Annotated in this window: 1 protein-coding gene; it reads right to left on the bottom strand. The window is 42.0% G+C overall.

What is annotated here, in order from left to right:
- Positions 1–15 precede the first annotated feature (15 nt).
- Positions 16–16,557 carry an Ig-like domain-containing protein gene (locus AC3ITQ_RS08305; RefSeq protein WP_489237973.1) on the bottom strand — a complete coding sequence of 5,514 codons (16,542 nt, stop codon included), beginning with the start codon at positions 16,555–16,557 and terminating at the stop codon, positions 16–18.
- Positions 16,558–16,589: the final 32 nt, after the last annotated feature.

Genomic DNA, 16,589 nt, shown 5'->3' with positions numbered 1-16,589 from the left:
ACCGTTTATCATTTTTTATTTATTAATATATAAGTAACCTGATAATTCATGTGGTTTTGATTCGCTGTCTTTATATTTCAGAATATAAAAATAGGTTCCGACAGGAAGGCCATCCGTTTCTTTTATGGTTGCACGTCCAGCTGAGATTCCAATAAAAGCTCTATCTTCATTATTATAATGATCAATGTCATATACTAAGACACCCCAACGGTTATAGATTTCAACCGTATTGTCAGGGTAACATTCTAATCCCTGAATATAGAATCTGCTGTTTTTTGAATCTCCATTTGGAGAGAAAGCATTACTAACTTTGATCTGACAGCCATTTAAAGGTAAAACTGTAGGCTTATCTTCTAAATTATTTGAATCATCCGACTTATCCTCGACAATAACACCTCTTCCGCTTTGCCCTTTAACAGTTGCCTGATTACTCACACTTCCGTGGTTGATATCATCTTGTGTAATTTTATATTGAGCTGAAAAATTAGTTTCGTCAGATTCATTTAGAGCTAAATTAATTGCCTGTCCAGAAAGCGTAATACCTGCTAAAGCATCTGTAATTGTAATTCCAACCAAAGGAACGTTACCTGTATTTGTCACTTTAAATTTGTACGAGATGGTTTCACCTGCATTTGCAACTCCATTTCCATTTTCATCATTGAATATTGCTATTTTAATGATTGCAATGGCCGGAACTTCAACAAAAACATTTAATGCTGCAGTAATACAGTTAGACAAATCTGCTTTTTCACAAATTCGATAAATTAGGGTATAATTTCCTCCCGGAGTATTTGGTTTTACATTTACACTTCCATCTAAATTAAATTCAAAATAAGGACTTTGCGGAATGTTAGAAATTACAATATCATTCGGATTAATTTTGATGCCATTTAACAAATCGTTATCCAGAACATTTATAAATTCAAGTTCTCCATTTATACCATCAACATTTGTTGCTGTATCATTCGTAGCGACAATTTGTTTTACCGGTGTTGGGTCAGGATCTGTTACATTTACTACTGAAACGGTTACAATTGCCTGACTACAATTAGATACATTTAGAGCATCACAAATTTGATAGGTTAGTTGATAATTCCCGGTAGGAGTTCCAGGCTTTATCTCAATTGAACCATCAGCTTTCAAGTTCAAATTAGGATTTGCAACCACAGTACTTAAAACAACATTTGCAGGATTCACAACAGAACCATTTAATGTATCGTTATCAAATATATCTATAGTGGCACTTTGTCCTTTATCACTATCAATTGGTCCAGCAATATCATTATTTGCTTTTATTGCAAATGTTGGCCTTGCATTACACTGTGCTGTTGCAGGAGGATAATTTACAGCTACATTTACTGTAGGGTTTAATGAAAACTGCATTGTTACCCCGGCTCTGGTGTTTTCAAATCCATCTGCACCCTCAACCCATTGACCATTTGTCAACAACCATCCTGGCCAATCAATTCCAATTCCGTTATTGTCAACAATTGCACCTGGCCATAAAACATTTCCTGTCAATGGTAAATTTGTTTGAGTAGCCACAACATTGTTTGCGCTATCTATCCAATTTATTGTCAATAAACTATTAGGCGTAAAATTATCAGCCGCTACGGTATACGACACATATGGAACATCATTAGAACAATAACTATTAGCCGTTACTGTCATTGTTGGCGCTGTAACCGTTACTTTAATAGAGGCTGAACTACAATTTGTCGGATTTAACTTTTCACAGATCTGATATATCAATTCATATGTTCCAGCTGGTGCATTTGCTCCTAAAATTGCTGTTCCGTCTGAATTTAATGTAATAAACCCTGTTGGATCTTCTGTTATTACAGAAAGAATCATATCTGAAGCTACAATCGGTAAACCATTGTTAGTGTCATTTGTAAAAACATTCACAAGTGTTGTTGGCTGATTGATTCCAACTACCGATCCTATTATATCAGTATTAGCCTGTAAAACACCTGCTGTTACTACAATTTCTGAAATTACGCTATCGCAATTTGTTGGGTTATTTACTTCGCAGATTTTATATTCTACATTGTAGGCCCCTGCAGGAGTTCCTGCATCTATTTTTATACTACCATCTGCATTTAGTGTAAGTCCAGTCGGAACTGACACTGGACTAAGACTAACTTGTCCAGGATTTGTTCCGATGACAACTGGACCGCCATTTAAAGTATCATTTGACACTAATGAAGTTGTTGTTCCTCCGATCGTTCCATTTATTGGAGCTGTTATTTCTTTTACCGCATCAATAACTGGTGCAATAACTGTTATTGTTGCTGTTGCAGTTGCACAATTTGTTGTGTTTAATTCACATACCTGATAGGTCAAAATATAAGTTCCCGCCGGAGCATTGGCTTTTAAAATAATTGTACCATCTGAATTCAATTTTATAAACCCTGTTGGATCAACAACCGTTTCTGTGATTGTCACTTCTGATATTACTATTGGTAATCCTCCTTTGGTATCGTTTCCAAGAACATTTAATACAGTCGTTGCGTGATTTAATCCTACAATTGAAGTTGCCGTATCATCATTTATTATTAGCAATTCATTGACCGGATTTACTGTAATAAATAAATTTCCTGTCGCAGAATTGGTTCCATCTGTAATAGTATATATCACTTTTGGTACTGATCCATTATAATCTGGTTTCGGCACAAAAACATAACTACCATTCGCATTTATAGTTAGACTTCCTTCAATTAAATTAGCTGTACTACCAATTGTATAAATTGTTGATCCAATAGCAAATTGACTTACTGTCAATATATCGCCATCGACATCTGTATCATTAGCCAATAAATTATTTGGTGAATTTACCGTAACTGTTAAGGTTACATCTTCATCTGTTGAATTGGTATCATCAACCGCTACAGGAGCATCGTTTAGAGGCGTTACCGTTATAGTAAGAGTTCCGATATCCGTCAGGATACCATCGCTTAGAGTATAATTTACCGTATCGGTGCCATGGAAGTTTGCAGCAGGCATATAGGTATAAGAACCATCAGCTGCCAATATCAATTTTCCACCCTGGGTTGTAGTGAATGTTCCTGCAACTAGAGTAAGCACGTCCAGATTAACATCAGTATCATTGGCTGTCAGGTTTACTGTTGAAGTGAACAACGTATCTTCAATAGCTATGATATTATCATCGATTGCCGTCGGCGCGCAATTTGGTTTTGCATTTATAATTACTGATTCAGCAATTGAATTACATCCTGCTGCATTTTTAATAATTACATAGTAAGTACCCGAGATAAAACCTGATTTAGAATTGCTAGCCTGAAAATTTTGTCCATTATCAAAACTATAAATATCTGATGCATTTTGAACCGTTACAGTGATGGTACCTGTTGCCGTTGTACATGTTGGCTGGGTCACAGCGCTTAGGGTTGGAACTGTAGGTGTTGAAGGCTGCGCATCAATTACAAATCCTATGTTTACAGAATCACAACCATTAGCTGTGGCTTTAATAGTATAACTCCCTTCCAGTGCCGTAACAGCACCATTAGTTTGTGTTACTCCTGTTGACGGCGTTATCGTATAAGTGTAAGCCGCATTGTAATTATCAATAGTAAAACTTCCTGTTGCTGTTGTACACGTTGGCTGGGTCACAGCGCTTAGGGTTGGAACTGCAGGTGTTGATGGCTGCGCGTTCACAACAGCGGCAACTGAATCCGATGAACTGCAAGATCCCAGTGTTGCTTTGATCGTATAACTTCCTTGTGGAGCTGTAACAGCACCATTAGTTTGCGTTACTCCTGTTGATGGGGTTATCGTATAAGTGTAAGCCGCATTGTAATTATCAATAGTAAAACTTCCTGTTGCTGTTGCACAAGTTGGCTGGGTCACAGCGCTTAGTGTTGGAACTGCAGGTGTTGATGGCTGAGCGTTTACAACAGCGGTAACTGAATCAGCTGAACTGCAAGCGCCCAGTGTTGCTTTGATTGTATAACTTCCTTGTGGAGCTATAACAGCACCATTAGTTTGCGTTACTCCTGTGGATGGGGTTATCGTATAAGTGTAAGCCGCATTGTAATTATCAATAGTAAAACTTCCTATTGCTGTTGTACACGTTGGCTGGGTCACAGCGCTTAGTGTTGGAACTGCAGGTGTTGAAGGCTGAGCGTTCACAACAGCGGCAACTGAATCAGCTGAACTGCAAGCGCCCAGTGTTGCTTTGATTGTATAACTTCCTTCCGGAGCTGTAACAGCACCATTAGTTTGTGTTACTCCTGTTGATGGGGTTATCGTATAAGTGTAAGCTGCATTGTAATTGTCGATCGTAAAACTTCCTGTTGCTGTTGTACATGTTGGCTGGGTCACAGCGCTTAGTGTTGGAACTGCAGGTGTTGATGGCTGAGCATCAATTACAAATACTATGTTTACAGAATCACAACCATTAGCTGTGGCTTTAATAGTGTAACTCCCTTCCGGAGCTGTAACAGCACCATTAGTTTGCGTTACTCCTGTTGATGGGGTTATCGTATAAGTGTAAACCGCATTGTAATTATCAATAGTAAAACTTCCTGTTGCTGTTGTACACGTTGGCTGGGTCACAGCGCTTAGGGTTGGAACTGCAGGTGTTGATGGCTGCGCGTTCACAACAGCGGCAACTGAATCCGATGAACTGCAAGATCCCAGTGTTGCTTTGATCGTATAACTTCCTTGTGGAGCTGTAACAGCACCATTAGTTTGCGTTACTCCTGTTGATGGGGTTATCGTATAAGTGTAAGCCGCATTGTAATTGTCGATCGTAAAACTTCCTGTTGCTGTTGTACATGTTGGCTGGGTCACAGCGCTTAGTGTTGGAACTGCAGGTGTTGATGGCTGAGCATCAATTACAAATCCTATGTTTACAGAATCACAACCATTAGCTGTGGCTTTAATAGTATAACTCCCTTCCGGAGCTGTAACAGCACCATTAGTTTGTGTTACTCCTGTGGATGGTGTTATCGTATAAGTGTAAGCCGCATTGTAATTATCAATAGTAAAACTTCCTGTTGCTGTTGTACATGTTGGCTGGGTCACAGCGCTTAGTGTTGGAACTGCAGGTGTTGATGGCTGCGCGTTCACAACAGCGGCAACTGAATCCAATGAACTGCAAGATCCCAGTGTTGCTTTGATCGTATAACTTCCTTGTGGAGCTGTAACAGCACCATTAGTTTGCGTTACTCCTGTGGATGGGGTTATCGTATAAGTGTAAGCCGCATTGTAATTATCAATAGTAAAACTTCCTGTTGCTGTTGTACACGTTGGCTGGGTCACAGCGCTTAGTGTTGGAACTACAGGTGTTGAAGGCTGTGCGTTCACAACCGCCGCAACTGAATCAGCTGAACTGCAAGCGCCCAGTGTTGCTTTGATCGTATAACTCCCTTCCGGAGCTGTAACAGCATCATTAGTTTGCGTTACTCCTGTTGATGGTGTTATCGTATAAGTGTAAGCCGCATTGTAATTGTCGATAGTAAAACTTCCTGTTGCTGTTGCACAAGTTGGCTGGGTCACAGCGCTTAGGGTTGGAACTGCAGGCGTTGATGGCTGTGCGTTTACAACCGCCGCAACTGAATCAGCTGAACTGCAAGCGCCCAGTGTTGCTTTGATCGTATAACTTCCTTGTGGAGCTGTAACAGCACCATTAGTTTGCGTTACTCCTGTGGATGGGGTTATCGTATAAGTGTAAGCCGCATTGTAATTGTCGATAGTAAAACTTCCTGTTGCCGTTGTACACGTTGGCTGGGTCACAGCGCTTAGTGTTGGAACTACAGGTGTTGAAGGCTGTGCGTTCACAACCGCCGCAACTGAATCAGCTGAACTGCAAGCGCCCAGTGTTGCTTTGATCGTATAACTCCCTTCCGGAGCTGTAACAGCATCATTAGTTTGCGTTACTCCTGTTGATGGTGTTATCGTATAAGTGTAAGCCGCATTGTAATTGTCGATAGTAAAACTTCCTGTTGCTGTTGCACAAGTTGGCTGGGTCACAGCGCTTAGGGTTGGAACTGCAGGCGTTGATGGCTGTGCGTTTACAACCGCCGCAACTGAATCAGCTGAACTGCAAGCGCCCAGTGTTGCTTTGATCGTATAACTCCCTTCCGGAGCTGTAACAGCATCATTAGTTTGTGTTACTCCTGTGGATGGGGTTATCGTATAAGTGTAAGCCGCATTGTAATTGTCGATAGTAAAACTTCCTGTTGCCGTTGTACACGTTGGCTGGGTCACAGCGCTTAGTGTTGGAACTGCAGGTGTTGATGGCTGCGTATTCACAACAACGGCAACTGGATCAGCTGAACTGCAAGCGCCCAGTGTTGCTTTGATCGTATAACTCCCTTGCGGAGCTGTAACAGCATCATTAGTTTGTGTTACTCCTGTGGATGGGGTTATCGTATAAGTGTAAGCCGCATTGTAATTATCAATAGTAAAACTTCCTGTTGCTGTTGTACATGTTGGCTGGGTCACAGCGCTTAGTGTTGGAACTACAGGTGTTGAAGGCTGAGCGTTCACAACAGCGGCAACTGAATCAGATGAGCTGCAAGCGCCCAAGGTTGCTTTGATTGTATAACTTCCTTGTGGAGCTGTAACAGCACCATTAGTTTGCGTTACTCCTGTTGATGGGGTTATCGTATAAGTGTAAGCCGCATTGTAATTGTCGATCGTAAAACTTCCTGTTGCTGTTGTACATGTTGGCTGGGTCACAGCGCTTAGTGTTGGAACTGCAGGTGTTGATGGCTGAGCATCAATTACAAATCCTATGTTTACAGAATCACAACCATTAGCTGTGGCTTTAATAGTATAACTCCCTTCCGGAGCTGTAACAGCACCATTAGTTTGTGTTACTCCTGTGGATGGTGTTATCGTATAAGTGTAAGCCGCATTGTAATTATCAATAGTAAAACTTCCTGTTGCTGTTGTACATGTTGGCTGGGTCACAGCGCTTAGTGTTGGAACTGCAGGTGTTGATGGCTGCGCGTTCACAACAGCGGCAACTGAATCCAATGAACTGCAAGATCCCAGTGTTGCTTTGATCGTATAACTTCCTTGTGGAGCTGTAACAGCACCATTAGTTTGCGTTACTCCTGTGGATGGGGTTATCGTATAAGTGTAAGCCGCATTGTAATTATCAATAGTAAAACTTCCTGTTGCTGTTGTACACGTTGGCTGGGTCACAGCGCTTAGTGTTGGAACTACAGGTGTTGAAGGCTGTGCGTTCACAACCGCCGCAACTGAATCAGCTGAACTGCAAGCGCCCAGTGTTGCTTTGATCGTATAACTCCCTTCCGGAGCTGTAACAGCATCATTAGTTTGCGTTACTCCTGTTGATGGTGTTATCGTATAAGTGTAAGCCGCATTGTAATTGTCGATAGTAAAACTTCCTGTTGCTGTTGTACACGTTGGCTGGGTCACAGCGCTTAGTGTTGGAACTACAGGTGTTGAAGGCTGTGCGTTCACAACCGCCGCAACTGAATCAGCTGAACTGCAAGCGCCCAGTGTTGCTTTGATCGTATAACTCCCTTCCGGAGCTGTAACAGCATCATTAGTTTGTGTTACTCCTGTGGATGGGGTTATCGTATAAGTGTAAGCCGCATTGTAATTATCAATAGTAAAACTTCCTGTTGCTGTTGTACACGTTGGCTGGGTCACAGCGCTTAGGGTTGGAACTACAGGTGTTGAAGGCTGTGCATTAACAACAGTAGCAACCGAATCCGATGAACTACAAGCTCCCAATGTTGATTTTATCTTATAACTTCCAGCAGGTGCCGTAACGGAATTTCCTGTTCTGGTAACTCCTGTTGATGGCGTTATTGTATAAGTATAAGACGAATCGTAATTATCAATGGTAAAACTTCCCGTTGCTGTTGCACAGGTTGGCTGGGTAACGGCGCTTAGTGTTGGTACGACAGGTGTTGAAGGTTGCGCATTCACAACAGCAGCAACTGAATCTGCCGAACTACAAGCTCCCAATGTTGCTTGTATCGTATAACTTCCCTCAGGAGCTGTAACGGAATTTCCAATTCTGGTAACTCCTGTTGATGGGTTTATAGTATAAGTGTAAGCCGCATTGTAATTGTCAATCGTAAAACTTCCTGTTGCTGTTGCACAGGTTGGCTGAGTCACAGCGCTTAGCGTTGGTACAGCTGGTGTTGAAGGCTGCGCGTTTACAACAGCAGCTACTGAAGCTGCTGAACTGCAAGATCCCATTGTTGCTTTAATCGTATAACTTCCTTCCGGAGCTGTAACAATACCACTAGTTTGTGTTACTCCTGTTGATGGGGTTATTGTATAAGTATAAGACGAATCGTAATTATCAATGGTAAAACTTCCCGTTGCTGTTGCACAGGTTGGCTGGGTAACGGCACTTAGTGTTGGTATAGCCGGTGTTGAAGGCTGAGCATTCACAACAGCCGCAACTGAAGCTGCCGAACTACAAGCTCCCACTGTTGCTTGTATCGTATAACTTCCTTCAGGAGCTGTAACGGAATTTCCAATTCTGGTAACTCCTGTTGATGGGGTTATCGTATAAGTGTAAGCCGCATTGTAATTGTCAATAGTAAAACTTCCTGTTGGCGTTGCACACGTTGGCTGAGTCACAGCACTTAGTGTTGGTACGACCGGCGTTGAAGGTTGCGCATTCACAACAACAGCAACTGAATCCGATGAGCTACAAGCTCCCAATGTTGCTTGTATCGTATAACTTCCTTCCGGAGCTGTAACGGAATTTCCAATTCTGGTAACTCCTGTTGATGGCGTTATTGTATAAGTATAAGACGTATCGTAATTGTCAATAGTAAAACTTCCCGTTGCTGTTGCACAGTTTGGCTGGGTAACAGCACTTACTGTTGGTACAACAGGTGTTGAAGGTTGCGCATGCACAATCGCCGCAACTGAAGCTGCTGAACTGCAAGCTCCCAATATTGCTTGTATCGTATAACTTCCTTCAGGAGCCGTAACAGCACCACTAGTTTGCGTTACTCCTGTGGATGGCGTTATGGTATAAGTGTAAGCCGCATTATAATTGTCAATAGTAAAACTTCCTGTTGGCGTTGCACACGTTGGCTGGGTGACGGCACTTAGCGTTGGTACGGCAGGCGTTGTAGGCTGTGCGTTCACAACAGCAGCAACTGAATCAGCTGAACTGCAAGCGCCCAGTGTTGCTTTGATTGTATAACTTCCTTGTGGAGCTGTAACAGCACCATTAGTTTGCGTTACTCCTGTGGATGGGGTTATCGTATAAGTGTAAGCCGCATTGTAATTGTCAATGGTAAAACTTCCTGTTGCTGTTGTACACGTTGGCTGGGTCACAGCGCTTAGTGTTGGAACTGCAGGTGTTGATGGCTGCGCATCAATTACAAATCCTATGTTTACAGAATCACAACCATTAGCTGTGGCTTTAATAGTATAACTCCCTTCCGGTGCAGTAACAGCGTCACTAGTTTGCGTTACTCCTGTGGATGGGGTTATCGTATAAGTGTAAGCCGCATTGTAATTGTCGATAGTAAAACTTCCTGTTGCTGTTGTACATGTTGGCTGGGTCACAGCGCTTAGTGTTGGAACTACAGGTGTTGAAGGCTGAGCGTTCACAACAGCGGCAACTGAATCAGATGAGCTGCAAGCGCCCAAGGTTGCTTTGATTGTATAACTTCCTTGTGGAGCTGTAACAGTACCATTAGTTTGTGTTACTCCTGTGGATGGGATTATCGTATAAGTGTAAGCCGCATTGTAATTATCAATAGTAAAACTTCCTGTTGCTGTTGTACACGTTGGTTGGGTCACAGCGCTTAGTGTTGGAACTGCAGGTGTTGATGGCTGCGCGTTCACAACAGCGGCAACTGAATCAGATGAACTGCAAGATCCCAGTGTTGCTTTGATTGTATAACTTCCTTGTGGAGCTGTAACAGCACCATTAGTTTGTGTTACTCCTGTGGATGGGGTTATCGTATAAGTGTAAGCCGCATTGTAATTGTCAATAGTAAAACTTCCTGTTGGCGTTGCACACGTTGGCTGAGTCACAGCACTTAGTGTTGGTACGACCGGCGTTGAAGGTTGCGCATTCACAACAACAGCAACTGAATCCGATGAGCTACAAGCTCCCAATGTTGCTTGTATCGTATAACTTCCTTCCGGAGCTGTAACGGAATTTCCAATTCTGGTAACTCCTGTTGATGGCGTTATTGTATAAGTATAAGACGTATCGTAATTGTCAATAGTAAAACTTCCCGTTGCTGTTGCACAGTTTGGCTGGGTAACAGCACTTACTGTTGGTACAACAGGTGTTGAAGGTTGCGCATGCACAATCGCCGCAACTGAAGCTGCTGAACTGCAAGCTCCCAATATTGCTTGTATCGTATAACTTCCTTCAGGAGCCGTAACAGCACCACTAGTTTGCGTTACTCCTGTGGATGGCGTTATGGTATAAGTGTAAGCCGCATTATAATTGTCAATAGTAAAACTTCCTGTTGGCGTTGCACACGTTGGCTGGGTGACGGCACTTAGCGTTGGTACGGCAGGCGTTGTAGGCTGTGCGTTCACAACAGCAGCAACTGAATCAGCTGAACTGCAAGCGCCCAGTGTTGCTTTGATTGTATAACTTCCTTGTGGAGCTGTAACAGCACCATTAGTTTGCGTTACTCCTGTGGATGGGGTTATCGTATAAGTGTAAGCCGCATTGTAATTGTCAATGGTAAAACTTCCTGTTGCTGTTGTACACGTTGGCTGGGTCACAGCGCTTAGTGTTGGAACTGCAGGTGTTGATGGCTGCGCATCAATTACAAATCCTATGTTTACAGAATCACAACCATTAGCTGTGGCTTTAATAGTATAACTCCCTTCCGGTGCAGTAACAGCGTCACTAGTTTGCGTTACTCCTGTGGATGGGGTTATCGTATAAGTGTAAGCCGCATTGTAATTGTCGATAGTAAAACTTCCTGTTGCTGTTGTACATGTTGGCTGGGTCACAGCGCTTAGGGTTGGAACTGCAGGTGTTGATGGCTGAGCGTTCACAACAGCGGCAACTGAATCAGATGAGCTGCAAGCGCCCAAGGTTGCTTTGATTGTATAACTTCCTTGTGGAGCTGTAACAGTACCATTAGTTTGTGTTACTCCTGTGGATGGGATTATCGTATAAGTGTAAGCCGCATTGTAATTATCAATAGTAAAACTTCCTGTTGCTGTTGTACACGTTGGTTGGGTCACAGCGCTTAGTGTTGGAACTGCAGGTGTTGATGGCTGCGCGTTCACAACAGCGGCAACTGAATCAGATGAACTGCAAGATCCCAGTGTTGCTTTGATTGTATAACTTCCTTGTGGAGCTGTAACAGCACCATTAGTTTGTGTTACTCCTGTGGATGGGGTTATCGTATAAGTGTAAGTCGGATCGTAATTGTCGATCGTAAAACTTCCTGTTGCTGTTGTACACGTTGGTTGGGTCACAGCGCTTAGTGTTGGAACTGCAGGTGTTGATGGCTGAGCGTTTACAACCGCCGCAACTGAATCAGATGAACTGCAAGATCCCAGTGTTGCTTTGATTGTATAACTTCCTTGTGGAGCTGTAACAGCACCATTAGTTTGTGTTACTCCTGTTGATGGGGTTATCGTATAAGTGTAAGCCGCATTGTAATTATCAATAGTAAAACTTCCTGTTGCTGTTGCACAAGTTGGCTGGGTCACAGCGCTTAGTGTTGGAACTGCAGGTGTTGATGGCTGAGCATCAATTACAAATCCTATGTTTACAGAATCACAACCATTAGCTGTGGCTTTAATAGTATAACTCCCTTCCGGAGCTGTAACAGCACCATTAGTTTGTGTTACTCCTGTGGATGGTGTTATCGTATAAGTGTAAGCCGCATTGTAATTATCAATAGTAAAACTTCCTGTTGCTGTTGTACATGTTGGCTGGGTCACAGCGCTTAGTGTTGGAACTGCAGGTGTTGATGGCTGCGCGTTCACAACAGCGGCAACTGAATCCGATGAGCTGCAAGCGCCCAAGGTTGCTTTGATTGTATAACTCCCTTCCGGAGCTGTAACAGTACCATTAGTTTGTGTTACTCCTGTGGATGGGGTTATCGTATAAGTGTAAGCCGCATTGTAATTATCAATAGTAAAACTTCCTGTTGCTGTTGCACAAGTTGGCTGGGTCACAGCGCTTAGTGTTGGAACTGCAGGAATCTGATTTACCGTTACCGCAGTTCCTGCTGAAGCCACACTTGAGCAGGCTCCGTTATTGGTAATAACACTATATACTCCACTTGCAGTGGCACTGTATGTAGTAGCAGTTGCACCTGAAATCAAAGTACCATCCTTGTACCATTGGTTACCTGAGCCGGCAGATGAAGTCAGCACAACATTTCCACCGGAGCAGAATGTAGTAGTCGTAGATGTTGAAATTGTTGGGGTTGCCGGTATTGAAGGTTGTGCATTAATTGCAAATCCTGTGTTTGCCGAATCACAACTATTGACCGTCGCTTTAATGGTATAATTACCAGCCTGAGCTGTAACCGAACTTCCCGTTCTGCTAACTCCTGTTGATGGGGTTATTATATAAGTATAAGAAGCATCATAATTGGTAATAGTAAAACTTCCTGTAGTTACTGTACATGTTGGTTGTGTTATTGCACTTAATATTGGTGCTGCCGAAGTATTTACCGTCACAATTCCTGTAATTTTAGCTGCCGCACAAGGAGCAGTATGGCCAACAGTTGTTATTGTATAAGTTCCTCCCACTGTTGGAGTTCCTGAAATAGTTACTGTTTTTGCACTAGTGTTAACGGCAGCTGCTAATCCAACAGGCAAATTAGTTACCACAGCATTGGTCGCACTACCTCCAAAAGTATAAACAGTATTAGGAATTGCCGTTGCTGCACAAACTGCTGGATTTTGTGTACCACTTGTAAATGTGATTGTAGAGATATTGTTTATAACCGCTGCAACTGCAATTCTTGATGCTGTCGGACATCCTTCAGCAGAAGTAGCTCCAACATAATATGTAGTAGTACCTGATAAACTTGGTGTTGTAAAGTTCGTCCCTGTTCCCAAAGATGTTCCACCTGTTGAAGCAGCATACCAATTGATGGTTGCTCCAATTGACGCTGTTGCATTTAATGTTACTGTCCCCGTCCCACATCTAGAACTTTCTGTTGTTGAATTTATAGTTGGTAACGTATTTACCGTAGCGACAACTGCAGTTCTGGCCGCAGTTGTGCAACCATTCTCCGTTGCATCTACATAATAACTGGTTGTTGTTGATAAACTTGGTGTTGTAAAACTTGCACCTGTTCCTAATGATAAACCACCTGTTGAAGCGGCATACCAGTTAATTGTCCCTGATGAAGCTGTAGCTTCCAATGTCACAGTGCCTGTATCACATCTTGAAGCTGGTGTGGTTCCTGTTATTGTTGGTTTCGCATTAATAACAAAATTTGTAGCTGCTCTACAACTTGAGCCACTAGTACAGGCAGCATAATAGGTTTTTGTTCCTGGTGTATTTGTATTTATTAAACCTGATCCAGTAACTCCTACAGGATTAAAAGAAGAACCTGTATAAATTGGTGTTCCACCAGAAGATGTCGTATACCATTCAATTTCTCCCACGGTATAATTCACAGTAATCTGCATGTAATCAACCGATGCAGTTACAGTACCGTTTCCATTTCCATTTCCCCTATTAATATTCGCAGATAATACTATTCCAAAATCTGGCGAATTGATATCAGAAGGAGACCAGGACCCACTCCATAAATCTGATGTACCTCCATAATCAATAACAGTCGTAGAACTAGTTGACCAATTACTATTTGTGACTTTTCTATTTGCCCCCATAATGAATCCAGCCTTAATCAAACTGACAACATTATCTTTTACATTATTATTATTACTATCAACGCTACTAAAACGACTAATTGATACTTGAATACCTTTTATTGTAGCATTAGTTGGAATTGTAAAACCAAAATTAGTTCCTTGAAGATAATGAGTTATAAAACTCCCTCCACTTGAGACAGCAACTGTCGCATTACTCGAATCATTCGAAGTAATTTTTTCAGGATTTACCCAGGATAGTGTATTGGTTCCTGCAGTTGCACTCGCTCCTGCCACAGCAATTTTCGCTCCTGTGCTCTCCGAAATTAAACATGACGAAGAAACTGTTAAAGAACCTGTTCCATCCTGACAAATTGATATCCCTGTAGTCGTTGGTGCGCCAGCAACTGCATTTATAACTATGCCAGTAGTGGGAGATGAAGTACATCCCTGTGCATTTGTTGTAGTTACTTTATAAGTGCCTGGAACTAATCCTGAAAAAAGACCTGTACCATTAGTTATCGATGCCGTTATAGGACTTGTTCCTGTTAATGTATAACTTATTCCCGGACCATTGACTGGTATAGTTACTGTTCCTGTTGGAGTAGCACAACTTGACTGTAAAATTGTAACGGTCGGCGCAGTTGGCAAAGCTAGTATTGTTATATCATCTGCAGTCGAACTAGTTCCAATAAAGTTAGTACCCGGGACATTAGATTGGTTTAATCCTTCATAATTTTTACTAACCGTTCCATAAGCATTTGTAAATGGTGTTATTTTTCTATTTGGATCGGCAGTTGTACGAGTAGGATCAAGATATAAAGCCTGCGCATTAGAGCTATATGTCCCGGCAGTAATTGATGTTGCAACTTTCCCTACTAAGGTTATTGTTACAATTCCATTTTGTGCGATATTAAATCCACCAAATAAAGGATTATTTGCCGTAGCACTATTAGCCAAAGGTCCAGAAGGCCCGGAAGCATCAAGTGAATATGTTGCTGTAGCAGAATCAAATTCAATACCTGCTGGAAAAAGAAAGTCTAAAAATACTCCTGCAGCATTTCCTACCCCAGTATTTTTTATCTGAACCTCATAAGATACTTTCTCATCAATGGAATTACAAATTGACGTTGTTGATAAAGTTTTTACTTTGGTCTCAAGAATAGGAAAGCAATTTGAATTTACCTGCAAATTTGGCGGAACATCTTGTAATGTAAATGTTGACACATAACCAACTGACCCACTGATGGCCCCATGATTGATTCCATTACCAGCATTAGATTTACCTGCTGCGCCACCAAGTACACTAGCAGTTATACTTACTGTACCCGAAAGGTTATGACTAATAATTCCGCCACCTCCTCCTCCACCAGGTCCATGCTCATTGTTATTATCATTTTCTGTATTTCCTCCATCACCTCCATTCGCCTCTATTCTAATAGTTGCATTACTATCATTAGAAATATTTAATAATACAGTTCCTCCAGCTCCACCACCACCAGCTCCGTCAGGCGAACCTGAATAAGCACCAGGTGCTCCTTTTCCACCGTTAGCATAAATATTACCAGTTCCTAAAACCGTACCCGCATTAACGAGAATAATGGCACCACCGACACCTCCTTTTACGCCAGATGAAGCATTATTGGCATCACCTGCTCCACCGCCTCCGCCCATAACAAGCCTTGGAAATGGAACAGCTGTAAGATAGGATCTAAAACCCGGTCTTCCTCCTCCTGTTGCCGGAAGAATATTGCCATTACCACCTTGCCAGCCAGCACCACCTAAGCCTCCATATCCACCATTACCGCCACCGCCACCGCCTGTATTATGATCATTACCTCCTCCTCCTGCATTAGCTGGAGCTCCTCTTCCCGAAGATCCTCCCGGCATTCCTTCAACTAAATTATCAACTTGATTATATCCATCCCACATATAGCGTGGTGTTCCCGCTATTCCTTCTCCTTTTCCAGAAATTTTATTATTAGTTGATAATCCCACATAAGTATTAGCATCATTTAGATCTGAGTCTGCTCTAGGACTATAACCACCTCTAAAACCACGAGCAGTTCCATCAATCGTATATCCGGCAAAATTGAATGTACCTGAAACATTAAAAGCTATTACACCACCCGCAACTCCATTAAAAGGTGGAGTAGTAATATTAGATGTTAAGTTTAAATTTGAATATTGCGGCACTCTAACAATTTGAAATGTTCTTTTTCCACTTGTTGATGTTGCATCTGCGTTAAAAAAACTATTAAGCACACCGCCGCCGGTACCAGTTCCCTTAAATGTTAAATTCCCTCCTGTCAATGGTACACTATTAGTTGCAATAACATATTCAAAAACACCAGTATTACCAAGAGCCGTAAAACCAGTCCCACCTAGGCCATCCAAGCCGCTATTTGCAGTTCCGGAACCATAACTTGTACTATTTGTATAATCTATGGTAGCATCCTGCATTTGAATAATCAAAATCAAATCTCCTGTAGAAATTGGAGTCGCACCAAAATTATTAAGATGCGCATCTGTTGCCGGTACTTTGCTTAACACTATGGATTTAGATCCCGCATTCATCGTAACATTTCCTGTAATAGGATAATAAGTATTTACAGAACTTGATACTGTTACAGGACCATCACCTCCAGGGGTACCACAAATTTGCGCAAACAAAGATGTGTTTGATAATAGAAGTAGGAAAACAATAAAAAATGACCTAAGTAAATTAAGATCTTTAAAAGTAAAGTTACGCATACGCAAATGAGATTTGAGGAATACAAATATTG

The organism is Flavobacterium sp. KH_001, assembly GCF_057840745.1.
The sequence above is the reverse complement of the archived record's forward strand: the minus strand, read 5'-3'. Positions and strand labels throughout refer to the sequence as shown.

Bases quoted from the DNA above. Each gene is read 5' to 3' on its own strand.
- AC3ITQ_RS08305 (WP_489237973.1), bottom strand. From the start codon at position 16,557: ATGCGTAACTTTACTTTTAAAGATCTTAATTTACTTAGGTCATTTTTT.